Annotated in this window: 25 protein-coding genes; 18 read left to right on the forward strand and 7 right to left on the reverse strand. The window is 58.3% G+C overall.

Annotated features, from left to right (window positions below; translation table 11 throughout):
• Positions 1-4: 4 nt before the first annotated feature.
• From rpmJ to CYB_RS07560, 15 genes are all read left to right on the forward strand, one after another.
• A complete protein-coding gene (rpmJ, locus tag CYB_RS07490) occupies positions 5-121 on the forward strand; it encodes a 50S ribosomal protein L36 (RefSeq protein WP_011433187.1) in 117 nt (38 codons plus the stop codon).
• Between the two features lie 201 nt (positions 122-322).
• Positions 323-706, forward strand: coding sequence for a 30S ribosomal protein S13 (gene rpsM, locus CYB_RS07495; RefSeq protein ID WP_011433188.1), 384 nt, complete (start codon positions 323-325; stop codon positions 704-706).
• Between the two features lie 84 nt (positions 707-790).
• Positions 791-1177 carry a 30S ribosomal protein S11 gene (gene rpsK / locus CYB_RS07500; protein ID WP_011433189.1) on the forward strand — a complete coding sequence of 129 codons (387 nt, stop codon included), beginning with the start codon at positions 791-793 and terminating at the stop codon, positions 1175-1177.
• A 150-nt stretch (positions 1178-1327) separates the two neighbouring features.
• Positions 1328-2335 carry a DNA-directed RNA polymerase subunit alpha gene (locus tag CYB_RS07505; RefSeq protein ID WP_011433190.1) on the forward strand — a complete coding sequence of 336 codons (1008 nt, stop codon included), beginning with the start codon at positions 1328-1330 and terminating at the stop codon, positions 2333-2335.
• Between the two features lie 95 nt (positions 2336-2430).
• Positions 2431-2781: a 50S ribosomal protein L17 gene (rplQ, locus tag CYB_RS07510; RefSeq protein WP_011433191.1), complete on the forward strand. Its 351-nt coding sequence runs from the start codon at positions 2431-2433 to the stop codon at positions 2779-2781.
• A gap of 13 nt (positions 2782-2794) precedes the next feature.
• Positions 2795-3652, forward strand: coding sequence for a tRNA pseudouridine(38-40) synthase TruA (gene truA / locus CYB_RS07515; protein WP_011433192.1), 858 nt, complete (start codon positions 2795-2797; stop codon positions 3650-3652).
• 45 nt (positions 3653-3697) lie between these two features.
• On the forward strand, positions 3698-4153 hold the full coding sequence (rplM, locus tag CYB_RS07520) for a 50S ribosomal protein L13 (RefSeq protein ID WP_011433193.1): 456 nt from the start codon (positions 3698-3700) through the stop codon (positions 4151-4153).
• Positions 4150-4560 (forward strand): 30S ribosomal protein S9, encoded by a 411-nt coding sequence (gene rpsI, locus CYB_RS07525; protein WP_011433194.1) that lies wholly within the window; start codon positions 4150-4152, stop codon positions 4558-4560. The genes rplM and rpsI overlap by 4 nt, the downstream gene beginning before the upstream one ends.
• Before the next feature lie 76 nt (positions 4561-4636).
• Complete coding sequence (gene rpmE, locus CYB_RS07530; protein WP_011433195.1) at positions 4637-4861, forward strand: 50S ribosomal protein L31; 225 nt, start codon at positions 4637-4639, stop codon at positions 4859-4861.
• A gap of 54 nt (positions 4862-4915) precedes the next feature.
• Complete coding sequence (prfA, locus tag CYB_RS07535; protein WP_011433196.1) at positions 4916-5998, forward strand: peptide chain release factor 1; 1083 nt, start codon at positions 4916-4918, stop codon at positions 5996-5998.
• A 102-nt stretch (positions 5999-6100) separates the two neighbouring features.
• On the forward strand, positions 6101-8725 hold the full coding sequence (acnB, locus tag CYB_RS07540; RefSeq protein ID WP_011433197.1) for a bifunctional aconitate hydratase 2/2-methylisocitrate dehydratase: 2625 nt from the start codon (positions 6101-6103) through the stop codon (positions 8723-8725).
• Positions 8726-8792: 67 nt separating this feature from the next.
• Positions 8793-9104, forward strand: coding sequence for a PepSY domain-containing protein (locus CYB_RS07545; protein WP_011433198.1), 312 nt, complete (start codon positions 8793-8795; stop codon positions 9102-9104).
• Between the two features lie 178 nt (positions 9105-9282).
• Positions 9283-9723, forward strand: coding sequence for an Hsp20/alpha crystallin family protein (locus CYB_RS07550; protein ID WP_011433199.1), 441 nt, complete (start codon positions 9283-9285; stop codon positions 9721-9723).
• Between the two features lie 279 nt (positions 9724-10002).
• Positions 10003-11124, forward strand: a complete 1122-nt coding sequence (locus CYB_RS07555) for an ABC transporter ATP-binding protein (RefSeq protein WP_011433200.1) — start codon at positions 10003-10005, stop codon at positions 11122-11124.
• Between the two features lie 88 nt (positions 11125-11212).
• Complete coding sequence (locus tag CYB_RS07560; protein WP_011433201.1) at positions 11213-12319, forward strand: RNA-guided endonuclease InsQ/TnpB family protein; 1107 nt, start codon at positions 11213-11215, stop codon at positions 12317-12319.
• A gap of 245 nt (positions 12320-12564) precedes the next feature.
• Here CYB_RS07560 and CYB_RS07565 read toward each other — a convergent pair whose 3' ends face one another.
• The gene (locus CYB_RS07565; RefSeq protein WP_011433202.1) at positions 12565-13833 is read right to left on the reverse strand and encodes a class I SAM-dependent methyltransferase; all 1269 of its coding nucleotides are present in this window, start codon (positions 13831-13833) and stop codon (positions 12565-12567) included.
• A 172-nt stretch (positions 13834-14005) separates the two neighbouring features.
• Here CYB_RS07565 and CYB_RS15145 point away from each other — a divergent pair, with 172 nt between their 5' ends.
• On the forward strand, positions 14006-15754 hold the full coding sequence (locus CYB_RS15145) for a peptidase M8 (RefSeq protein WP_011433203.1): 1749 nt from the start codon (positions 14006-14008) through the stop codon (positions 15752-15754).
• Positions 15755-15810: 56 nt separating this feature from the next.
• Here the strand turns inward: CYB_RS15145 and CYB_RS07575 are convergent, their stop codons facing one another.
• The 6 genes from CYB_RS07575 to CYB_RS15155 form a co-directional block, all read right to left on the reverse strand.
• Positions 15811-17376 (reverse strand): hypothetical protein, encoded by a 1566-nt coding sequence (locus CYB_RS07575; protein ID WP_148202728.1) that lies wholly within the window; start codon positions 17374-17376, stop codon positions 15811-15813.
• 318 nt (positions 17377-17694) lie between these two features.
• Positions 17695-18168 carry a hypothetical protein gene (locus tag CYB_RS14850; protein ID WP_148202729.1) on the reverse strand — a complete coding sequence of 158 codons (474 nt, stop codon included), beginning with the start codon at positions 18166-18168 and terminating at the stop codon, positions 17695-17697.
• A 126-nt stretch (positions 18169-18294) separates the two neighbouring features.
• Positions 18295-18858: a hypothetical protein gene (locus CYB_RS07585; protein ID WP_041436498.1), complete on the reverse strand. Its 564-nt coding sequence runs from the start codon at positions 18856-18858 to the stop codon at positions 18295-18297.
• Between the two features lie 48 nt (positions 18859-18906).
• Positions 18907-19080 (reverse strand): pentapeptide repeat-containing protein, encoded by a 174-nt coding sequence (locus CYB_RS14365; protein ID WP_083757644.1) that lies wholly within the window; start codon positions 19078-19080, stop codon positions 18907-18909.
• A 284-nt stretch (positions 19081-19364) separates the two neighbouring features.
• On the reverse strand, positions 19365-20579 hold the full coding sequence (locus CYB_RS15150) for a hypothetical protein (protein WP_187147223.1): 1215 nt from the start codon (positions 20577-20579) through the stop codon (positions 19365-19367).
• Between the two features lie 382 nt (positions 20580-20961).
• The gene (locus CYB_RS15155) at positions 20962-21108 is read right to left on the reverse strand and encodes a hypothetical protein (RefSeq protein WP_011430273.1); all 147 of its coding nucleotides are present in this window, start codon (positions 21106-21108) and stop codon (positions 20962-20964) included.
• 201 nt (positions 21109-21309) lie between these two features.
• Between CYB_RS15155 and CYB_RS07605 the strand changes: the two genes are divergently transcribed.
• Positions 21310-21609 (forward strand): ferredoxin, encoded by a 300-nt coding sequence (locus tag CYB_RS07605; protein ID WP_011433206.1) that lies wholly within the window; start codon positions 21310-21312, stop codon positions 21607-21609.
• A gap of 465 nt (positions 21610-22074) precedes the next feature.
• Entirely contained in the window at positions 22075-22434 is a 360-nt protein-coding gene (locus tag CYB_RS07610) for a hypothetical protein (protein WP_041436507.1), read from the forward strand.
• Positions 22435-22529 lie beyond the last annotated feature (95 nt).

Raw genomic sequence — 22529 nt, forward strand, 5'->3', positions numbered from 1 at the left:
AACCATGAAGGTGCGGCCTTCCGTCCGTCGGATCTGCGAAAAATGCCGGGTCATCCGCCGCCACGGTCGGGTGATGGTCATTTGTTCTTCCAACCCCAAGCACAAGCAGCGGCAGGGCTAGAGGGTCGATGGTGGGTGGGTTCAGCCTGCAATGGGAGACAGAGGCAAAGGCTTCCGACACAACCGAGCAAAACGTTGGCTAGACCTCTCGGTGAGCATGGATCCCAAGACCAGCATCTCCACGGCCACATCCCCCTGAATAAAAATCCCATCTCAGGCAGGCAACTTGGTTTGATTTGATTTCGATAAGGTACCCCTGACTATGGCACGGATTGCGGGAGTTGACATCCCCCGAGAAAAGCGAGTGGAGATTGCCCTCACCTACATTTACGGCATTGGGCTAACCCGCTCCCGCCAGATTTTGGCGAAGACCGGTATCAATCCGGATACTCGTACCCGCGACCTCACCGACGCTGAGGTGGCCGCCCTACGGACGGTGGTGGAGGGCGAATACCAGGTAGAAGGGGATCTGCGCCGCCAGGAGGCGATGAACATCAAGCGGCTGATCGACATCGGCACCTATCGAGGTCGTCGCCATCGCCTGGGTCTGCCCGTGCGTGGTCAGCGCACCCGCACCAACGCCCGCACCCGCAAGGGGGTCAGGAAGACGGTGGCCGGCAAGAAGAAAGCTCCTGCCAAGAAGTAGTCGCTGGACTTTGCGCGGAAGGCAAAACTCTTCCACCATCCCGAATCCCAACCCCAAACAGTCGATTGCAAGGACACCTGGATCATGGCTCGGCAGCAACGGCGCGGACGTAAAGTCAAAAAGAACATCCCCAATGGGGTGGCCTACATTCAGTCCACCTTCAACAACACCATCGTCACCATCACGGATCCCAACGGCGATGTGGTGTCTTGGGCCTCGGCAGGTTCTACGGGCTTCAAAGGGGCCAAAAAGGGCACTCCCTTCGCCGCCCAAATGGCAGCAGAAAGTGCGGCGCGTCAAGCCATGGAGAACGGCATGCGCCAGATCGAAGTGATGGTGAGCGGGCCGGGAGCCGGTCGGGAAACCGCCATTCGCGCTCTACAGGCAACGGGCCTGGAAATTACTCTGATTCGAGATATTACTCCCATTCCCCACAACGGTTGCCGTCCTCCCAAGCGGCGGCGTGTCTAAAGGATCCTGCGTTGAGGGCTGGTCGAGCGTCTGTAGGGGGTTTTCTCCAGAGCTACGCCATGCCTCAGCGAAGGTCTGCCCAAGCGTGAGATGACCTCGAAGTTTCATCAGTTCTCCAAACGGATATCGAGCCAGACGGACGGGGCCACCATGACGATTCAAACCAGCCGAACCCTCTCCCACTCTCTGGGCAGCAGAGCGAGCTCAAGCGCTGTTGCTTACCAGACCGAGTGTGTTGAATCTCATCGGGATGATAACGGCGTTCACTACGGCAAATTTGCTCTGGGGCCACTGGAGCGCGGCCAAGGGATCACGGTGGGCAACGCTTTGCGGCGGGTGTTGCTCTCCAATCTGGAGGGGACGGCGGTGACTGCTGTACGCATTGCCGGGGTGACCCACGAGTTTTCCACGGTGCCGGGGGTGCGGGAAGACGTGATGGAGATCCTTCTAAACATGAAGGAGCTGGTGCTGCGCTCCAGTTCCCCCGAGACTCAGGTGGGCCGCTTGGTGGCTCAGGGGCCAGGGGAAGTTACTGCTGAGAAGCTGCAATTGCCCAGCGATGTGGAGGTGATCAACCCCCGTCACCACATTGCCACCCTGGCGGAAGGGGCGATTTTGGAAATGGAGTTCATGATTGGCCGGGGACATGGCTACCGCGCCGTCGATTACTCCGACAGCAAAGCGATGGCGATTGATTTTCTGCAGATCGACTCTGTCTTCATGCCGGTGCGCAAGGTGAACTACGCTGTGGAAGCAGCTCGGGTGGGCCAATTCCTGGAAAAAGATCGGCTAGTATTGGAAATCTGGACCAACGGCAGCCTCACCCCGCAAGAGGCCCTCAGCCAAGCGGCCCGCATTTTGGTGGGCTTGTTCGCACCGCTGCAGGAGGTCAGCTTCGATGCTCCTGTGCCGCCCAAGCCAGACGAGGACAACCAAAAAAACCAGATCCCCATCGAGGAGCTACAGCTCTCGGTACGGGCCTACAACTGTCTGAAGCGAGCTCAGATCAACACGGTGGCCGATCTGCTGCTCTATACCGAGGAAGATCTGCTGGAGATCAAAAACTTTGGCCAGAAGTCTGCCGAAGAGGTGGTGCAGGCTTTGAAAGCCCGCTTTGGTCTGACACTGCCCCGCACCCGCGAAAAAGGCAAGGCCTAGAGTTTAGGTTCCGTCTCAAGCATCTGCACCGCTAGCACAACCGCGTCAAAACGCAAGGATCCCCGAAGAGTGTAGGACACAAGACAGAGGTTACCATGCGCCACCGCCGTCGTACCCCCCACCTCAATAAGCCCGCCGACCAGCGCAAGGCCCTGATGCGGGCGCTGACCACGGCTCTGCTGCGGGAAGGGCGGATCACCACCACCAAAGCCCGCGCCAAAGCCATTCGGGCCACCACCGAGAAGATGATCACCCTGGCCAAAGAGGGATCCCTGGCGGCGCGGCGACAGGCGCTGGCCTACATCTACGACAAGGAGCTGGTGCGCTCCCTGTTTGAGCAGGCTCCTGAGCGCTACCGGGATCGGCCCGGTGGCTATACCCGCATCTTGCGCACCGTGCATCGGCGGGGGGATGGAGCAGAAATGGCGGTCATCGAGCTGGTGTAGCGGAAAGGGATCCATGCCGTACCGTCGCATTGCCCTGAGAATTCAGTACCTCGGCAGCAGGTTCTATGGCTGGCAGCGCCAGGCAGCCCGCCGTACCGTGCAAGGGGTGCTGGAGGAGGCGATTGCGTCGCGGGCGGGGCATCCGGTAACCCTCTATGGGGCCGGTCGCACCGATACGGGGGTTCATGCTGCAGGCCAGGTGGCCCACTTCGACACCACCTCCGGCATCCCTGCGGTGGAGTGGTCGAGGGTGCTGAACGACTGTCTGCCGGAAGATGTGGTAGTGCTGGCTTCTGCTCAAGTGCCTGACTCCTGGCACGCCCGCTTTTCGGCTCGCTGGCGCCGCTACCGCTACCTGATCCTGAACCGGGAGCGACCGGATGTGTTCTGGCGCCTCTTTAGCTGGCAAGTGCGTTGGCCTCTGCAGGTGGAGCCGATGGCGGAAGCCCTGAATTCCCTGCTGGGGGAGCACAGCTTGGAAGCCTTCCGGCGGCGGGGATCGGATCGGCCCCACTCGCGGGTACAGGTGCAGGAGGTGCTCTGCCAGCGGCTGGGGGACTTGATCAGCATCGAGGTGCAGGCCAGCGGCTTCCTCTACCGGATGATGCGGCTCTTGGTGGGATCCCTAGAGGTGGTGGGCCGGGGCCAGCTCAGCCCAGCCCAATTTGTCCACCTGTGGCAACACAACGACTGGAGCCAGATGCGCACCCGCTACAGCGCTCCTCCGCAAGGGCTGTGCCTGACGGATGTGGGCTATGCTGCGGATCCCTTCGGTCAACAGTTCGCCCACTCGCCGCCCTTTTGGGCCTTGCCCACAGAGCCTCCCTCCGCCCTCCGGTCGCCGGCTACGTTGGCCCATTCCTGCGGTTGATCTGGGCGATCTCCAAGCTTGTCCTGATATGTTTCCTTGCCTGCCATGAACAAAACTCCCCTTCCCAACCCCGAAACTCTGGCGCCCCGCTGGTATCTGGTGGATGCTGCCAATCAGCGCCTGGGCCGCTTGGCCGCCGCTGTGGCCACCCTCTTGCGGGGTAAGCACAAACCGGACTTCACCCCTCACCTGGATACGGGGGACTATGTAATTGTGATCAACGCTGAGAAAGTGGTGGTCACTGGCAAAAAGCGCACCCAAAAGCTCTACCGCCGCCACTCTGGCCGTCCCGGCGGCATGAAAGTAGAAACCTTTGCCCAACTGCAGGCGCGCCTGCCGGAGCGGGTGGTGGAAAAAGCGGTCAAGGGAATGTTGCCCCACACCCGTTTGGGCCGGCGGCAATTCACCAAGTTGAAAGTTTATGTCGGGCCAAACCACCCTCATGAGGCCCAGCAGCCCCAAGTTTATCCCCTCAACACGATCCCAGGAGCCAAAGCATGACTCAAGCGAGCAGCCAACGAGCCGTTTATTGGGGAACGGGACGCCGCAAAACCGCCGTTGCCCGCGTGCGTTTGGTGCCCGGCACGGGCAAAATCATCATCAACGACAGGCCGGGAGACCAGTATCTGCAGTATCAAGAAGCCCTTCTGGCCAGTGTGAAGGGGCCGCTGGAGATCCTTGGTCTGGAAAACTCCTACGATATCCTAGTGCGAGCCCATGGCGGCGGCGTTCACGGCCAGGCGGATGCGATCAAGCTGGGGGTGGCGCGCGCCCTCTGCGAGGTGGATCCGGCCAATCGCGGCCCTTTGAAAGTCGAGGGTTATCTGAAACGGGATCCGCGCGCCGTGGAGCGGAAGAAATACGGCCTGCGCAAGGCCCGCAAGGCTCCCCAGTACTCGAAGCGCTAGGGATCCCTGCCGTTGTTTTTAGAGGAAGATGTTGATAGACAAGGGTATAGAAACAGGCCCAGAGGAGGAAAGGGTTATGCCCAAGAAAGGATTGCACCCGCAGTGGTATCCAGAAGCCAAAGTCATCTGCAATGGCGAAGTGGTGATGACGGTGGGATCCACCAAGCCGGAGCTCAAGGTGGATGTTTGGTCGGGCAACCATCCCTTTTTCACCGGCAGCCAGAAGATCATCGACAGCGAAGGCCGGGTGGAGAAGTTCATGCGCAAATACGGCATGAGCGGTGGCAAAAAGGCCAAGTAGAGGTTCCCCCATCTGGGTGTGGGCAACGCTTGGATCCCTGGGTATTGCGAATCTATGGCTTCTGCTCAACTGATCGACCAGCTTAAGAATGTCGAAGCCACTTTTCAGGAGCTGACGGTGCGCTTGGCCGATCCGGACGTGGCCACGGATCCAGCTGAGCTGCAGCGGATTGCCAAGGCCCGCTCCTCCTTGGAGGCCACCGTCCAGGCTTTTCACGACTGGCAAAAGCTGAATCGCGATCTGCAACAGACGGAAGAACTTTTGCGGGAATCGGCCTCCGACCCGGAGCTGGAGGCGATGGCAAGAGCGGAACTTGAGCAACTGCGGGCCCGCCAAGAACAACTGGAGGAAAAGCTCACCCTGCTGCTGCTGCCCCGGGATCCCAACGACGACAAGAACATCATGTTGGAGATTCGCGCCGGCACCGGTGGGGAGGAGGCGGCGCTGTGGGCGGCGGATCTGGCCCGCATGTACACCCGCTACGCCGAAAAGCTGGGCTGGTCGGTGCGTCTGGCGAGCCTCTCGGAAGGAGAGCTGGGGGGCTACAAAGAGGCGATCCTGGAGATTCAAGGGGATCAGGTGTACAGCAAGCTCAAGTTTGAAGCTGGCGTGCATCGGGTGCAGCGGGTGCCCGTCACCGAAGCGCAAGGCCGTGTCCACACCTCGACGGCCACGGTGGCGGTGATGCCAGAGGTGGACGAGGTGGAGGTGGTCATCGACCCGAAAGACATCGAAATCAAAACGGCACGCTCCGGGGGGGCAGGCGGCCAAAACGTGAACAAGGTGGAGACGGCGGTGGATCTTCTCCACAAGCCCACCGGGATCCGGGTGTTTTGTACCGAGGAGCGTTCCCAACTGCAGAACCGCCAGCGGGCCATGCAGATTTTGCGGGCCAAACTCTACGAGATGAAGCTGCAGGAGCAACAGGCCTCCATCAGCTCTGCTCGGCGCATGCAGGTGGGAACGGGATCCCGCTCGGAAAAAATTCGCACCTACAACTACAAGGACAACCGCGTTACCGACCACCGCCTTAACCAGAATTTCCCTCTGCAGCCCATCTTGGATGGGGAGCTGGACGACTTGATCCAAGCTTGTATTGGCCTTTACCAAAAAGAGCTGTTGGCGGAGCTATCCTAGGCCAAGCTGAGTTACCGCCAGCGGATGGGATCCCTTCTCGAGGACCTTTCCTCTGCCGAGCTAGCGGTAGAATAAATACCCACGTCGAGTGCCTAAACCCCCATGCTGGCCGAATACCGCCAACACGCCGCTGCCCGCGAGGCCCAAGGGATCCCGCCGCTGCCCTTAAACGCTGCCCAGACCAGCCAGGTGTGCGAGCTCCTGAAGGCCCCGCCTGCTGGCGAAGAAGCCTTTTTGTTGCACCTCTTAACAGAGCGCGTCCCGCCGGGGGTCGATGAAGCCGCCTATGTGAAAGCGGGCTTTTTGGCCGCTGTGGCCAAGGAGGAGGTTGAATCCCCGTTGATCACTCCCCTGCGGGCGGTGGAGCTCTTGGGCACGATGCTGGGGGGCTACAACGTTCAGGTTTTGCTGGATCTCTTACAGGATCCGCGCCAGGAGATTGCAGCAGCAGCAGCCCGCGCCCTCAGCCACACGCTGCTCATCTTCGATGCCTTTCACGATGTGCTGGAGCTGAGCCAAGCCGGCAATGCCTATGCCCGACAGGTGATCGAGTCTTGGGCCAAGGGCGAATGGTTTACCGCCAAAGCTCCCCTGGCCGCAGCAATCACTGTAACAGTGTTCAAGGTTGCCGGCGAGATCAACACCGACGACCTTTCCCCCGCCGCCCACGCCACCACCCGCCCGGATATCCCCCTCCACGCCCAAGCCATGCTGGAGTCCCGCGCTCCAGGATCCCTGGTTACCATTGCCGAGCTGAAGCGCCGCGGCCATCCCGTTGCCTTTGTGGGGGATGTGGTAGGCACGGGATCCTCCCGCAAATCCGCCCTCAACTCGCTGCTCTGGCACATCGGCCACGACATTCCCCATGTGCCCAACAAGCGGGCCGGCGGGGTCATCCTGGGGGGCACCATCGCGCCCATCTTCTTCAACACCGCCGAAGATGCCGGGGCCTTGCCCATCCAGTGCGATGTCTCCCGCCTGGAAACCGGCATGGTGGTTACCATTTGCCCCTACGAAGGTGTGATCCGCTCTGAGGCCGGCCAGGTTCTCTCCACCTTTTCCCTGCGGCCCGTAACCCTCCCCGACGAAGTGCGGGCGGGGGGACGTATTCCCCTGTTGATTGGCCGTGCCCTCACCGACAAAACCCGCCAAGCCTTGGGTTTACCTCCCTCCACCTTGTTTATCCGCCCCACTCCACCGGCAGACACCGGCAAAGGCTATACCCTAGCGCAAAAAATCGTGGGCAAAGCCTGTGGGCTGCCAGGCGTGCGCCCGGGCACCAGTTGTGAGCCCCTCATTACCACGGTGGGATCCCAGGACACCACCGGCCCCATGACCCGCGATGAGCTGAAGGAGCTGGCCTGTCTGGGCTTCAACGCCGACCTGGTGCTGCAGAGCTTCTGCCACACCGCCGCCTATCCCAAGCCGGTGGACATCCAGATCCACAAAGAGCTGCCCGACTTTTTCGCTTCCCGCGGGGGCGTTGTCCTGCGTCCCGGCGATGGCATTATCCACTCCTGGCTGAATCGCATGTTGCTGCCCGACACCGTGGGCACAGGGGGCGACTCCCACACCCGCTTCCCCTTGGGGATCTCCTTCCCGGCAGGATCCGGTCTGGTGGCCTTTGCCGCCGCCATGGGGGTGATGCCCTTGGACATGCCGGAATCGGTGCTGGTGCGCTTTACAGGTGAATTGCAGCCGGGGATCACCCTGCGGGACATTGTCCATGCCATCCCCTACGTGGCCATTCAGAGGGGCCTGTTGACCGTTGAGAAAAAAGGCAAGAAAAACGTCTTTGCCGGGCGCATCATGGAGATCGAGGGCCTGCCGGATCTGAAGGTGGAGCAAGCTTTTGAGTTTACCGATGCCTCGGCAGAGCGCAACTGTGCCGGCTGTACCATCAAGCTGAGCATCGAGACGGTCTCAGAATATCTGCGCTCCAACGTGGTGCTGCTGAAGAACATGATCGCCCGCGGCTATCAGGATGCGAGAACCTTGCTGCGGCGCATCGCCAAAATGGAAGCATGGCTGGCCAACCCCACCCTCCTGGAGGCGGATGCCGACGCCGAATACGCCGAAGTCATCGAAATTGACCTCAGCACCATCACCGAGCCAATTGTCTGTGCCCCCAACGATCCCGACAAGGTGATGACCCTGAGCGAAGTCCATGCCCAACACGCCGCCGGCAACCCCGATACGCCGATCAAGATTGACGAAGTTTTCATCGGCTCCTGCATGACCAACATCGGCCACTACCGCGCCGCCGCCAAAATCCTGGAAGGCCAAGGGCGGGCCAAGGTGCGCCAATTCTGGATCTGTCCGCCCACCCGCATGGATGAGGCACAACTGCGCTCGGAAGGCGTATACGGCATCTTTGCTGCCGCCGGGGCCAGAACGGAAATGCCGGGATGCAGCTTGTGTATGGGCAACCAAGCCCGCGTGGAAGACGGGGCCACCGTCATGTCCACCTCCACCCGCAACTTCAACAACCGCATGGGCAAAGACGCGCGGGTTTATCTGGGATCCGCCGAGCTGGCCGCCGCCTGCGCCCTTTTGGGCCGGATCCCCACCCCTGAGGAATACCAAGAGATCGTCTCCACCAAGATCCAGCCCTTTGCCGGCGAGCTGTACCGCTACCTCAACTTCCACGAGATCCCTGGCTTTGAGGACGAAGGACGGGTCATCCCGCGGCAGCACGTGGAGGAGCTGTCCAGGAGCCGTTCTTGAGCGAGAATAGGGGCTAGCTGCCCTGATAGCATGGCAGGGATCGCCCCATTGCCCTGGAGAAAGCTCAATGGCCCTGAATCCAAAGAGGATCCGCCGCATCCACCGCACCCTTGCCCCCATCCTGGCCTTGCCTTTGGTGGTAACGGTGCTAACGGGATCCCTGTATCAAATTGCCCGCCTCAACCAAAACTTCGACTACTACTGGCTGATCCAAATCCACAAAGGGCAGTGGGGCCCCCTCGATCTGCAAGCGGTTTACCCCTTCTTAAACGGACTGGGGCTGCTGGTGATGGTGGCCACCGGTCTCAGTATGTGGTTACCCACAAAACTCCATCGCCGCCCCAAACATACGGAGTCCCAGAGGGTTTTGGATGGATAAACCTGTAGGGTAAACACCTAAGAAACATTCCAGAAAACCCTACACTTCTCGGAATAGATTTGAATACACTAGAAGCATAGAGGTTTTGCTTATACCTCTAAAGTTGAGCCCCGAAAGCTAAGCTAAAAACTCGAACTGGAAGTCAAAAAAGCAAAGTAATAGAGGAGGAGGATGCTCTATGGCTCTTGTCCGCTGGGATCCGTTTCGTGAAATTGACGAAATTCAACGGGAAATGAACCGGATGTTCGACCGGCTGATCCCTCGCACCACCGAGGCCGACGGCTTTGCCTTCATGCCGGCAGTGGAGATGCACGATGATCCCGAAACCATTACCCTGAAGCTGGAGCTGCCCGGCTTGAACCCCAACGACTTGGATATCCAAGCGACAGCCGAAGCGGTCTCCATCACCGGGGAACGGCGATTTGAGAAGCGCTCTGAAGACAAAGGGGTAACCCGGACTGAATTCCGTTATGGGCGCTTCCAACGGGTGATCCCGCTGCCGAACCGGATCAAACACGATCAAGTGAAAGCCGAATACAAAGATGGGATCCTCACCCTCACCTTGCCCAAGGCAGACTCTGAAAAAGCCCAAGTGGTCAAAGTGAGCGTTGTCTCCTGATGGCCTAGAGGTTAGGCAACTTCCTAATAGGGAAAAAGGATCCCATAGAGGTAGGCGATGAGCCTACCTTTTTTTACATTTCGGTTCAAGATTCCATGGCTTCCCAGCTCCCCTCTCCTTCTGGGAAAGGGGCCGGGGCAAGGGCAGGGGCAACGACCATAAACTGGCTTCGCTGCAGGGATCCCCAGCTCTCCCTACCGAACTCAACTCAACTCGATTTGACTTTTGCCCGCCGCTTTGGATAGGGTTTGAGTGCGCAACGGAGCCAAGGTTGAGAGCATGGCCAGCGTTACCTACGAACACGTTACCAAGCGCTACAGAGACACCACCGCCGTCCACGACCTGAACATCGCCATCGAAGACGGGGAATTTCTCGTCTTCGTCGGTCCCTCCGGCTGCGGCAAAACCACCTCTTTGCGCATGCTGGCCGGACTGGAAGAGGTGAGCGCCGGCTCCATCTACATCGGCGACCGAGTGGTCAACGATATCCCCCCCAAGGATCGGGATATCGCCATGGTCTTCCAGTCCTACGCCCTCTACCCCCACATGACCGTGGCCGAGAACATGGCCTTTGGCCTCAAGCTGCGCGGCCTGCCACGGGCGGAGATCGAAAGCCGGGTTAGGGGGGTGGCCAAGCGCCTTGGGATCGAGCACCTGCTTAACCGCAAGCCCAAGGAACTTTCGGGTGGGCAACGGCAGCGGGTTGCCGTCGGGCGGGCCATCGTGCGCAATCCGGCGGTGTTTTTGATGGATGAGCCCCTCTCCAACTTGGATGCCAAGCTGCGGGTACAGGCGCGGGCCGAGATTAGCAAGTTGCACATGCAACTGGGCACCACCTTTATCTACGTTACCCACGACCAGGTGGAGGCCATGACCATGGGCAACCGCATCGCCGTCATGAAGGATGGCCGCCTGCAGCAGGTGGATACCCCCCACACCCTCTACACCCGCCCGGCCAACCTGTTTGTGGCCGGGTTCATCGGCAGCCCCGCCATGAATTTCTTCCAGGCCAAGCTGCGGGAGCAGGAGGGCACCCTCTGGATCGATACCGGCGCCTTCCGCGTGGCCATCCCGCCCCACCAGGCAGAGCCCTATTGGCAATACGTCGGCAAGTCGGTCATCTTCGGCATCCGCCCGGAAAACATCCACGATCCCCAGTACCAACCCCCAGGGATCCAACCTGCCCCGGTGCGGGCTAAGGTCTCCGTCACCGAGCTGATCGGCCATGAAGTGATCCTCCATCTCAGCACCACCGACCGAGAAGGGATCCTGGCCGAGCAGGAGTTTGTGGCCCGCGTGGATCCCCGTACCCAGCTTCGGGTTAACCAGTGGGCAGAAGTGGTCTTCGACATGGATCGCTTCCACCTGTTTGACCCGCAAACCGAGCAGCGGCTGGGATAAAAACGATGACCAAAAAAACTGGGTTACAAGCCCCGCCCTTCTAGGGCGGCTTTTGTAAGATGCTATTCGACAGAAAAGGCAACTTTGCATGTACCTTGTCCGCAAGCTCAAGCTAGGCGTCTCAGAGCAACTGCAGCTGTTGAGCAGGGCAGCAGGCGAGCTGTACTCAAAGGTGCTCGTTCACTTTTGGCGGGTTGTCCGCAAGAAGGGACTGTGGTTGAAACCTTCCACGCTAATGCGGTGGTTTCCCAACGACCCTGAGAATACACTTCATGCTCACAGTGCAGACGCGGTAGTGCAAAGCTTCTTTGCCTCTTTGAAGTCCTGGCGAGAACGCCGCCAAACCGACCCCAACGCCCGTCCACCTCGACGGCGTCGGTACTATTCCAAAGTTCAATGGAAGTCTTCAGCCATCCAAGTCGTCAATGGAAAGCTGCGATTGTCGAACGGGAAAGGCAATGAGCCCCTGATGATTAACTGGGCTTGGGACACACCTGTTTGGGTAGAGATGGGCTGGGATGGCCAGCAGTATGAGTTGAGAGCTTGCTACAAGGTGGGGGATACGCTGCCGGAAGAAGAGGGGGAAGAGAGCAACGTTGCCGCTGTGGATTTGGGTGAGATTCACCCCGCAGTCGCTCATGAGGGGGGACAAACCTACCTTGCCAATGGCAGGCTGCTGCGCTCCAAAAGGCGCTACCAGAACAAGCTGCAGGGCAAGCTAGCTCGACTCCTGGCGCGCAAAAAGCGGGGTTCTCGGCGGTGGAAGCGGCTAATCCGTTCCAATCGCGTGAGCGGGACGGAGTCCTTACGCCTGCAGCTCAAGAAGCTACACCACCAAATCCAAGACATTCTGCACAAGCAGACGACCAGACTGGTCTCCACGCTCCACGAGCGAGGCGTGCAGACAGTTGTGATTGGCGACATTCGGGATATCCGGATGTCTGCCAACTACAACAAGAAAGCGAATCAGAAGATCCACCAGATGTTGCATGGTCAAGCTCGGCACCAAATCACTTACAAGGCCGAACGGCTGGGGATGAAGGTTGTGCTGCAGGATGAGCAGTACAGCTCTCAGGAGTGTCCTGTTTGTGGGCAGAGAAACAAGCCCAAAGGTCGTGTGTACAGGTGTGGGTGTGGGTTTGAGTTCCATCGGGACGGGGTGGGTGCAATTAACATTGTTGCTACGCAACGCTAACGCGAACGCAGGAAGTATCTGGGCTCCGGCCCAGTAGTTGGGGTTATGGCATCCCCCATAGGGTTGAGGTTGAGGACTCCGTCCCGCTAACGCGAACAGCCTCATGCCCTGTGTAGCTCAGTTGGTAGGAGCAATTCTGCTGGCTGAGAAAGAATCCCCGTCCTTTAGGGCGGGGGGTATGTCAACCAAAAAGGCCCCCATGTATGAATCAGGGGGGCTTTCGTAAGTCCTGGCTTTGCACTTGCCTAGCGAAGTGGGGAATCCAGCAGAATGACCAGGCGTTCTTCCAAAAACTTCAGGTTGGCCAACACTTGACTAAACGCTTCTTCCTGCGTCCAGTCCATAATCTCCATGGTCTTGTGGACTAGAGATTGCACCGGCACCGGCAAGGGGCCGAAGACATCCACCAGCCAGCGCACCGAGAAAGGATCGATGGTAATGTTCCCCTCAGCTCCCGGCCAGCCGTTGATGTTGACAGGCCCGTTGTCCCGAATGGCGTTGAGAAAAGCCTGCTTGGCATCCAACTTCACCAGAAGGGGGTGGGCTTGCACCGTGCCGTTCCACCATTCGTCGTTCGTAAACGGCTCAGCCTTGGGAATGCCGGGGTGCCCACACCAAAAGTCGATCAAGCGGGTCATGTTGGGGAAAATCAGCTCGATGAAGTGAAGCTTTTGCTCCTCGCTTAACTTATTGAGTTGCCGCATCGAGTAGGGCACCGGCTTGGTCAAGACCCTCTCCAACTTCCACTGCTGCCAATTCACCATGCTAATAAACTCGAGGCCGGCCTGCCTCAACATCTCAAACACCTGCGGCACCGTAAAGCCCTTGTCGCTGCGCAGCAGGAAGTTGGCCAGGATCCCCGCTGTGGTTTTGATGGCATCGCCGTTCCAGTGGCTCTTCACAAAGCTGGCGTCGGTGAGCGCTTCCATCACCTCTCGTAGCAGGGGCACCGCTTTGGCTGCCGGCTCGTCCATCACCCCCAGCAGCTCCATCGCATCCTGCATGTTGAAGATAAACTGCCGCTGATAAAGGCTATGAACATTGGTGCGGATGATCCCATCGGGCTTGAGCACCTGCCGCATGCCTTTCAAACCGGCAACCGGGTCGTCCAGTAGGTAGAGAACGTCGTTGCAGGCAATAAAATCAAACTCCTCCCCCAGCGCCGTCATGTCGGTAATGTCCATAACATGAAAGCGGGCGTTTTCAATCTTATGGAACTTAAAGCGCTGCTCTGCCATCTTGATGGACTCCGGCGAAATATCCACACCCACATAGCGAGCGCCGGGGTTGGCCGTTGCCAAAACCAAAGTTTCCCAACCGGAGCCACAGCCGGCATTGAGCATCACCTTGCCTTCCGGCAATACCACCTTGCGATCCCGCAGGTACCTGGCCGTCGTAAGGCTGTTGGCAAACAAGGCAAGGTTGTCGGTAACCGTCTGCTCAATCGGCACATTCGGGTAGGGAAACTCGTCAAACTGCGCCTGTACGGGGTTGGACACAACTTTCTCTGCCATGGCAGTCTTCCTGTTTTTGGGTATCCCAACACTCTTAGCACGCACCCTATCGTACTGCACAGCAAGCAAAAGACTGAGGCAAATCCAGAAAAGCCTGAGGATGGTATAGTGGTGGGGTGTTTTGTAACTACCTAACCTAGAATTCAGGGGAGTCGGGAAGAGGGATCCTTCGATGAGCCCCCGCAAGCGGCTGTTTTGGTTAATGGCAACTTTTCTCCTTGGAATTCTGGCTGCTTGTGGGCTAGCTAGCGGGCCCAGCCTCCTCAGTCGCCCAGAGACTTCATCGCCCGCCCCAGAAGGAGGCGTTGCTGCCTACTACGACGGCAACCCGCAATCGGTAACCATCCGCGATGCCGCCATTGCCTTTGCCATTGCCAGCGGGATCACCCAGCCCAGCCAGATTGTCAGCTTTGTCAACACCGTTTTGCGGGTGCAGCCTCCTCTCACCTTGGCTGAGGTGACCACGGCCGACCCCAATCCGGTGGCCATCTCCGATTTTGATGGGGATGGCACGCCAGGCACCATTCGGGATGCGGCTATTTTGTTTGCCATTGCCACTTTGCAGACCCGCGATGCCAACCGCATCAACACCTTCGTCAACACCGTTTTGCGGCTGCAACCTCCCCTCAACCTTACGCCTGAACAAGCGGCCAGATTGCCAGGGCCGGGATTTGTTCCGCCCACAGGGCTTCCAACCGCCTCGCCTTCGCCGTCACCACCTGGGATCCCCACCCTGGGGGTGCCGCAGGCGGTTACAGGGCGCTTGACCACCAGTAGCCCTCGGGATCCCCGTCGTCCTACTCACTTCATTCAGGATTTCCTGCTCAGCGCGCCTGCGGGGCAAACGGTGCGGATCCAGCTTTCCAGTATCGACTTCGATACTTACCTTTTCATCGTTAACCAGGCTACCGGCGAGGTGATTGCCGAAAACGACGACTTTGGGGGGAGTACGAATTCCCAGCTCGACTTGGTTGTGCAAGCTGGAATCAACTACTTGGTGCGGGTTAGCAGTTATGACCCTGGTGCTACGGGTGCTTTCCAGCTTAGGACTGCTCTGGTTGCCCCGGCACCCACTCCTTCTCCCACGGCTTCGCCCACTCCCTCTGCTGGCGGCTTCAACATCGAGATTGAATTCATCGACAACAGCCTCAGCCCTTCCCAGCGCAACATCGTTCTGCAAGCGGCCCGGCGCTGGGAGCAGATCATCACCGGGGATCTGCCTGATGTAACCGTAACTCTGGAGGCTGGCTTCTGCGGAGCTGGTTTCCCCCCGACTCCCCTGGTCAACCGGCCTGTGGATGATCTCTTGGTTCAAGTAACCGGCGCCCGGCTCCTCTCCAGCCCCCCTGAGAGTGATGGTCCGGGTAAGGCTGTGGGTCAAGCGGGCCCCTGTGGCCCCCTTCGGCCCGGGATCGGCATCATCCCCTATGCCAGGATAGGGATCGACCCGGCATATCTGGGTCGCTTAGAGGATCAGGGATCCCTGTTTGACGTTGTCCTGCACGAGCTGGGCCATGCTCTGGGGTTTGGCACCGTCCCCAACTGGCGTCCTCTTCTCCTCAACAGCGGCACCTCCAACCCGCGCTTTGCCGGCCGGCAGGCCACTGCTGAGTACAACAGCCTGGGCGGATCGGGGAATGTGCCGGTGGAGGTTGAGCCACCTCCCGAAGGTCACTGGCGGCGAACCCTAGGGTTGGAGCTGATGACGCCGGTGCTGCCACCGCCACCTGCACGCCCTGCTCTTAGTCGTATTACGGCTGCAGCCATGCAGGACCTGGGGTACCCAGGCGTTAACCTGGCTGCTGCGGATCCCTATACCCTGCCTCCAGAAGGGCGCCGCCTGCCCCCAGGGGAGGGGCTCTTCCTTGGCAACGACGCTGTTTTTGGCCCAATTGGGGGTGAGATAGAGCTTTTGCCCTAGCCGAGTACCTTCCAAAAAAGGCCCCCTAGCGGGGCCAGCAGGGGGAGGAGTCAAGCTTAAAGAGGAGGGAGAACTTTATGCTTCAGGCAAGGGTTCATAGGGCTGCAGGAAGAAGGATCCCCAGAAGGAGGAGGGAAAGTGTTGGTACCTAAGCTTAGGGTTCCCGTTCCCGTTGCTGCATTTTTGATGCCAATACCAACCTCATTGGTTCCAGTGCTGAAGGTGGTGCCATCCACGATCACAGAACCGCTGGAGTGGCTAGCTTTAATCCCAATTGCCCCTAACTGATTGGCTGTGTTACCGTTCAGCTTGATCTTAGAGCTTGGGCCCAACACCTTGGAGCCTCCGACGTTTAGCCAAACGGCTATGCTTGGTTTAAGGTCGGTTCCACTGGTAATGCTTTCGAGATTCACCGTGCTCGATTGAACAATCACCGGCCCTGCTGAAGCTCCACCTAAAACACCCACAACACCTAGACCATTGCTGCCGGTAGATTCAATGGTACTGCCGACTACCTCCAGAGTTGTGTTGTTACCTGCATGCACGATGGCGGCGGTGTAGTCTTTGTCGCCTTTGATCTGAACCTCCAGCCCTTGCAGCAAGATGGTACCGCCCAGCGTTAGAGCAGTTACTGCAATACACCTGTCACCCAAACTTGTAAAGGGCGTGCCGCCAGTGCCAAGATCCTTACAGTCAATCTTCATGTTTTCTAAAGATGTGCCCACACCGGCAAGGTTGATGGCTGCTGTAGGAGTAGGCCCACCCGGATCCCCGCTGGTAATCTTGAAGCCCTTGAGGCGATAGCCTTTGTTGAGAGTTAGGAGCTTGCCGCTCAAATTGAGGTTAAAGCCACTGGGGCCGACCACCGTCACAGATCCTTTAGTCAGGTTAGGGGTGCTGATGTTGCTAGAAACGCCCTGAGTTGCTGCCCTGACAATCGTTACCGTTACATCTGTTCCTCCGCCGGTGCCTGAGCCGGTAGTGTTGGCAGCAGAGCTGACGATGGGTGTAGTTAGCGCATACTCCACTGTTTGAAATGGCTGAGTAGCCGTACCAGGGTTCGTATTGTCTCCATACACTGGATCTACGAAGAACTGGATGGTCGAAGGTGTGGGCGTCGGAGTCGGGGTCGGAGTCGGTGTCGGAGTCGGGGTGGGCTCGCTGAAGAGGGTATCTAAGTTCGGCTGCGTGACGCTGACACCGCTGAGCTTCAGGGTGGTGGCAAGGAAGGGATTGATCTTACTGGCCGTCGGCGGAAGACCTGTTGAAATTGCCGCAAACAAAACCGCCGCATCCTTGCAGTCCACCACCCCATCGGCAGTAAAGTCCGAAATGGACGGCTTGAGCGGGTTGCCCAACCCCGTCACGTCGGCAGCCGTAATCGGCCCCACCTTGAGGGTGTTATTGACAAAGTTAACAATCTTCCCGGAGTCGTTGGTGTTGAGGGTGCAGGCGGCAAAAAGGACTGCCGCATCCTTGATGGTGACTGAGGTCTTTACCCCGTCGTAGTAGAAAGCAATGCTCTCGGAACCCCGAACTGCCGTTTCCGGCGCCTGAGCGGAAATGGTCGGCGGAACTTGAGTAACCGTAGGCGGATCCGAAGAGAACGAACAAGCGACCATGCCTCCTGCCAGGGAGGAAGCCAGAAGCAGGGGAGCTAACGAAGACCGGAAGCCGGGCCTTGAGCCGCGGGAAGCCATGGTAAACCTCCTACTGAAGAATCCTTGCCAGGGTAGAAGTCCTTGACAAGACTTGCCCAGCTCACTCCAGGGAAACCACAAGACAAACCTTACGCTGATCCTAAGGATACCCAAAGAGCTCTCAAAAAAAGAAGTACAGAGACGGTGCCTTTCCCAAAGTTGAAGAACAAGAAAGACAACCGGCTGCCACCCAGCTCCTCCTGAATGAGAACCGATTGCCCTCCTGGAGCCAGCCCTGAGTTAGTTCACCAAAATGCCAGGCCCGAAGTTGAAGTAGGTGGTGCTGCCAGGGTTGGTGGTGTTGTCAAAGGTGCTAAGGGTAGTACCGCCGACCGTAATCGGCCCAGGTGAAGGAATGGCGGGAGTCACCCGGATCTGGCCGCCAAAGGGAATGGTAAAGGAAGTGGGGAAGGTGGCCACATTCCCAGACACCGAGGTGGAGGTGGCGATCACCGTGCCATCTGCTTGTCGAATGGTTACCGTGGCCCCTGCCGGCAAGCCCGGGATCGTAATCTGCGGGCCGGCAGGAGTCGGTGTTGGCGTGGGTGTTGGAGTTGGAGTGGGCGTGGGTGTCGGTGTTGGCGTGGGCGTGGCAACCGTGAGAGGATCCCTTGAGGAAGAGCCACAGGCCACCACTAGCCCGGCCAGAGCAGCAGACAATACCAACGAGGCCAGGGAAAAATGCCGCCTATGTGGGAAGTTGCGCTTAGACATTCTCAGACCTTCAGCAAAGTGAGTAGGAATTAGGACAGCGGTTGCAGTCTTGGTTCGGCGCCGGCCAGCTCAGGGGAACTAACGGGTATTATTCCCCAACCCTGGCCGAGAAGGAAGACTCTGGGCCTAGTCTTGGCTCATAAGGTAGGTAATGGCGCGGTTTTGCTGCTCAACCACCTGGCGCAGCTCGGCAATGCTGGCCCGCAGCTCAGCGATGGACTCCCTAGTTTGGGCAATGGCTGCAAAAACTTGCCCAATCGCCTCTGTGTTTTGGGCAATGACTGCAAAAAGACGCTCAATGGCCTCTGTGTTCTGGACAGTAACTGTGGAAACACGCCCAATGGCCTCTGCGTTCTGGACAGTAACTGTGGAAACACGCCCAATGGCCTCTGCGTTCTGACCAATGGCTGCAAAGGCTTGCCCAATCGCCTCTGTGTTTTGGGCAATGACTGCGAAAAGACGCTCAATGGCCTCTGTGTTCTGGACAGTAACTGTGGAAACACGCCCAATGGCCTCTGCGTTCTGACCAATGGCTGCAAAGGCTTGCCCAATGGCCTCTGTGTTCTGGGCGGTGGCTGCAAAAAGACGCTCGATGGCTTCTGTATTCCGGGCAGTGGCCTGGGCATTGGCCAGCGTCTGCTGGGCCAGGACTTCCAAGATGGCCTCTACCCGCTCCAACCGCTCCGACATGGGGTTCCCTACACCGGCTTAGGATCCCATTCTAGCCGGATCCCTGGCCTACCAGCGGCAGGGGCCGCGCTCCCCATCGGGGCAGATGGTCTCCCCGTCCGTCAGCGCCCCCTCCAGCTTGGCCCCTTTCAGAATCGCCCCCCTGAGGTTGGCCCGCCGCAACTGGGCCCCGTTGAAAGCGGTGTTTTCCACATAGGCCCCCGCCAAATTGGCCCCCGACAGATCCGCTTCTAGAAAGACTCCCCCTGCACCAGCGCCTCGCCCAGATCAACGCCGGCCAGCTTGGCGTTGGGAAGCACCACCCCAAGCAACTGGCAGCCGGAGTGTGTCGCGTAAATGTATCAGCCGCCCGCCCTTGCCGACACAGTCCAGCAGCCCCAGGGCAAGCAGCTAGGCAAACCTTTTGGCCATCCCCTCTGCCCCAAGGGAGAGCAACGCAGCGACCTTCAGCCAACAAAAAACCCCCCACACAAGGGGGGGGAGCAACAAACTAGCCTTCTGGCCGGTTATTGAACATTCTGGGCAAGGTTCGGCGGTTGAGGGAAGCTGTTGCCGTTCGAGATATCGTTGACAAAGTTGGCAATGGGAACTCCTAATTTTATTCCGACGCCTACATTATTGACAGAAGCCTTGAACTCATTGTCTTGAACTAGGTGTCCGGTGCCAGCGGCAGCCAAAACACCAAATGAATTGGGGGCATCACCAGCCACAAGGATCTTGTTGCCCTTGACAACAGCGCTACTGGAACCAGCATTAAGCACAATTGCTGTAGTGTCCGGACCACCACCAGCGTTAACAGAAGACAAGTCAAACTTAGAGTTAAGTACAGTGGTACCAGCAGCAGCAGTGTCTATAGCTCGAGTGGAATTACCAGCAGTATTTGAACCATCTGACTTGAACTCACTGTCTTTGATGATAACGCCCGGCTTTTGTATGGCTACTGCTGTTGTTTGCACATCGAACGTGATCTTATTACCCGAGAGCTTCACATTGGCTGCGTTAACGTTGATACACGTATTTCCCGCTGGTGGTTTACACCTAATCGTCGCATTGTTGATGGATGCAGAGGACTTGTTGATGGTAATATCATTATTGCCTTTGACCTCGATAGAGAAGCCCTCCAACTTCACATTCTCGTTCAGCGTCAACGTGTTCCCGGCGGGAATAGACAGCTTGTAATTCGTCGGACCCACGATGGTGATAGAACCACCGGGCACAGTAGTACCCAGGGCGGCAGTCAGACTTTGCGTAACCGGCGCCGGCGCTACCACCTGAATCGTTACGTTCTCGCCCTGCTGCAGGAGCGGCACCAGCTTGCTCTGATACGGGTCAGCCCCCACCTTCAGCACCCCTTCAAAGGTCTTCCACGGCGCTGCCGCCGTCCCTGGGTTGCTGTCGCTGCCGTTCACCGGATCCAGGAAGAAGGTGTTCGGCACCGGAGTCACCGTCACCGGCACATCCACACTCCCCAGCCCCGTCCCGCTGAAGGTGATGTTTTGCGTCTGACCCACCGCCGTCAGCGGCGCCGTGAACTGCACCGGCTGGTTCACGTTGAAGTTGCTGCTGTCAAAGGTCAAGCTCGCGGGGGAAATGCTCCAACCTGTTGGCCCCGTCACCGTCACCGTCTTGATCCCGCTCGGATCCTGGGCTAGCTTGACGTTGATAGTTTTGACGGAGCTGGCAGTCGCATTGGGAATCGAGGTAGGCGAAACCACAATCAAAGACGCAGGCGTCGGAGTTGGGGTAGGAGCTGGAGTCGGAGTTGGAGCTGGAGTCGGAGTTGGAGCCGGCGGCGGAGGTGGAGGAGGTGGAGGAGGCACAGGCACCACAGAGCTGGCACTGTCTCCGCCACAGCCTGTCAAGATCAGGGGCAGAAGCACCACGGCAGACGCCAAGGTTAGAGAACCAAGTGACTTCAACAGCCACTTATGCGTTTTTCCGTTCATTTTTCTCCTCTTAACCAAAAAAGTAGGGTTCGGCTGAACACTTCCCTTAACTTACCCGATCAACCAACCCGAAGCAACTGAGAAGGCTAAGGGCTTGATACTCGGATGGGAGACGCACACACGCCTGTGTCAGCGGTTGCTCTGGTTACTCCGTAAATTATACAGTCAGATCCGCCCAACTTGGCAAGTCTTGCCATTTTTTTTCCAGGTGCAACCCAGGAGCTACAGGGATCCCTGCCAAGTCCAAGTTGAACAGAGAGGATTGCGGAAGAATGACCGGTGGGATCTGCGGCAGTTCTGCCATCGGAGCCGAGGTTCACCCTTCATGCAGACGCTGCGGGCTAACAGCCCTCTTGAGCAGCCAGAACCCTTACCCGGCAAGCTTTCCCGGATCCACCTGCAAAAAACCGGAAGATTTGCCTATTTCCTCACAAAAGGGTGCTTGATCTGGGGCAGAAGGGTGGCAGGATGAGGAGTGGATGTTTTTTCTGGAGACCCAACCAGGATGGCTACCTATAAGGTCACTCTGATCAACGAGGAGCAAGGCTTGAACGTCACCATCGATGTGCCGGACGATGAGTACATTTTGGACGTGGCGGAAGAGCAAGGGATCGAGCTGCCCTATTCCTGCCGCGCCGGTGCCTGTTCGACCTGTGCCGGCAAGCTGGTGAGCGGCACAGTGGATCAAAGCGATCAGTCCTTCCTGGACGATGATCAGATCGAGCAGGGCTATGTGCTGACCTGTGTGGCTTACCCTACTTCCGACTGCACCATCATCACCCACCAAGAAGAAGCCCTTTACTGATCGAGCTTGAATTTCCGTCCTCAACCCCAGCCCCTCTTCCAAAGAGAGAGGGGTTTTTGTTTTGGGTGGCCCAAGGGGGTGTTCGAGCGCTCCGCGCTGCTGAGGCCCTCACCCAGAGGGAGAGGAGCATGCCTCTAACCCCCAAAACCCTGAACTTTGCTGAATTTACTGAGCTTTAGGCGGTTTGGCAAAAGTCATTGAGAGGGATATAGTAGACCAAGTTTCCCCCTGATCCTTGAGTCCACCGCAACGGTTGCCGGGAAGTGAAGGGGGAAAGCGCTCGGGGGGTATTCCTCAGGGCTTTGCGGGATACCGCCTTCCTGCTTGGACTCCGTCCCGCTAACGCGAACAGAGATAGGCAGGATGCGATCGCTTCTTTCCTGAACCATGTTCAGGAGAGTTCAGCGTGAATGTATCAGAATTGGCAGTGGTAGGATTTCCTTATTCTGTAGTGCTTCAGCAACCATGACCCCTGAGCAAGAGCAGTGGCTGATTCAAGCCATCCAGGAGCTAAAAGCCTCCCAGAGAGAATTGCAAGCCTCCCAAAGAGAATTGCAGGCCGCTCAGCAGGAGCTGCGCCTTGTCCAACAAAACCAGCAGGTTTTGATTCAAGAGCTGCGGGAAGGGCAGGCGATGTTGGCGCAGTTCTTTCGCGAGTCAATGGATCGGTTTGATGAGCGCACCCGGGCTATTGAACGGCGCACGGAAGCTGTGGAACGGCGCACAGAAGCACTGGAACGGCGCACCGACCAGATGGCGGAAGAGATGAGGGAGATCCGGCAGGAGATTCGGGATCTGCGCCGCGATTTTTTGGAACGGCGTTAGCTTCCATCCAACCCTGGCCCAAGCGCTCACAGCCCCTTTCCCAGGGAGAAATGCAGGGTGATAGGATTTTTTTATTCTTCTGTAACCCTCGCCGA

Source organism: Synechococcus sp. JA-2-3B'a(2-13) (assembly GCF_000013225.1).
Taxonomy (GTDB): Bacteria; Cyanobacteriota; Cyanobacteriia; order Thermostichales; family Thermostichaceae; genus Thermostichus.

Excerpts from the sequence above, each read along its gene's own strand:
- rpmJ (WP_011433187.1), top strand. The coding sequence starts at position 5 with ATGAAGGTGCGGCCTTCCGTCCGTCGGATCTGCGAAAAATGCCGGGTC.
- rpsM (WP_011433188.1), top strand. The coding sequence starts at position 323 with ATGGCACGGATTGCGGGAGTTGACATCCCCCGAGAAAAGCGAGTGGAG.
- rpsK (WP_011433189.1), top strand. The coding sequence starts at position 791 with ATGGCTCGGCAGCAACGGCGCGGACGTAAAGTCAAAAAGAACATCCCC.
- CYB_RS07505 (WP_011433190.1), top strand. The coding sequence starts at position 1,328 with ATGACGATTCAAACCAGCCGAACCCTCTCCCACTCTCTGGGCAGCAGA.
- rplQ (WP_011433191.1), top strand. The coding sequence starts at position 2,431 with ATGCGCCACCGCCGTCGTACCCCCCACCTCAATAAGCCCGCCGACCAG.
- truA (WP_011433192.1), top strand. The coding sequence starts at position 2,795 with ATGCCGTACCGTCGCATTGCCCTGAGAATTCAGTACCTCGGCAGCAGG.
- rplM (WP_011433193.1), top strand. The coding sequence starts at position 3,698 with ATGAACAAAACTCCCCTTCCCAACCCCGAAACTCTGGCGCCCCGCTGG.
- rpsI (WP_011433194.1), top strand. The coding sequence starts at position 4,150 with ATGACTCAAGCGAGCAGCCAACGAGCCGTTTATTGGGGAACGGGACGC.
- rpmE (WP_011433195.1), top strand. The coding sequence starts at position 4,637 with ATGCCCAAGAAAGGATTGCACCCGCAGTGGTATCCAGAAGCCAAAGTC.
- prfA (WP_011433196.1), top strand. The coding sequence starts at position 4,916 with ATGGCTTCTGCTCAACTGATCGACCAGCTTAAGAATGTCGAAGCCACT.
- acnB (WP_011433197.1), top strand. The coding sequence starts at position 6,101 with ATGCTGGCCGAATACCGCCAACACGCCGCTGCCCGCGAGGCCCAAGGG.
- CYB_RS07545 (WP_011433198.1), top strand. The coding sequence starts at position 8,793 with ATGGCCCTGAATCCAAAGAGGATCCGCCGCATCCACCGCACCCTTGCC.
- CYB_RS07550 (WP_011433199.1), top strand. The coding sequence starts at position 9,283 with ATGGCTCTTGTCCGCTGGGATCCGTTTCGTGAAATTGACGAAATTCAA.
- CYB_RS07555 (WP_011433200.1), top strand. The coding sequence starts at position 10,003 with ATGGCCAGCGTTACCTACGAACACGTTACCAAGCGCTACAGAGACACC.
- CYB_RS07560 (WP_011433201.1), top strand. The coding sequence starts at position 11,213 with ATGTACCTTGTCCGCAAGCTCAAGCTAGGCGTCTCAGAGCAACTGCAG.
- CYB_RS07565 (WP_011433202.1), bottom strand. The coding sequence starts at position 13,833 with ATGGCAGAGAAAGTTGTGTCCAACCCCGTACAGGCGCAGTTTGACGAG.
- CYB_RS15145 (WP_011433203.1), top strand. The coding sequence starts at position 14,006 with ATGAGCCCCCGCAAGCGGCTGTTTTGGTTAATGGCAACTTTTCTCCTT.
- CYB_RS07575 (WP_148202728.1), bottom strand. The coding sequence starts at position 17,376 with ATGGTCGCTTGTTCGTTCTCTTCGGATCCGCCTACGGTTACTCAAGTT.
- CYB_RS14850 (WP_148202729.1), bottom strand. The coding sequence starts at position 18,168 with ATGTCTAAGCGCAACTTCCCACATAGGCGGCATTTTTCCCTGGCCTCG.
- CYB_RS07585 (WP_041436498.1), bottom strand. The coding sequence starts at position 18,858 with ATGTCGGAGCGGTTGGAGCGGGTAGAGGCCATCTTGGAAGTCCTGGCC.
- CYB_RS15155 (WP_011430273.1), bottom strand. The coding sequence starts at position 21,108 with ATGGCAGAACTGCCGCAGATCCCACCGGTCATTCTTCCGCAATCCTCT.
- CYB_RS07605 (WP_011433206.1), top strand. The coding sequence starts at position 21,310 with ATGGCTACCTATAAGGTCACTCTGATCAACGAGGAGCAAGGCTTGAAC.
- CYB_RS07610 (WP_041436507.1), top strand. The coding sequence starts at position 22,075 with ATGACCCCTGAGCAAGAGCAGTGGCTGATTCAAGCCATCCAGGAGCTA.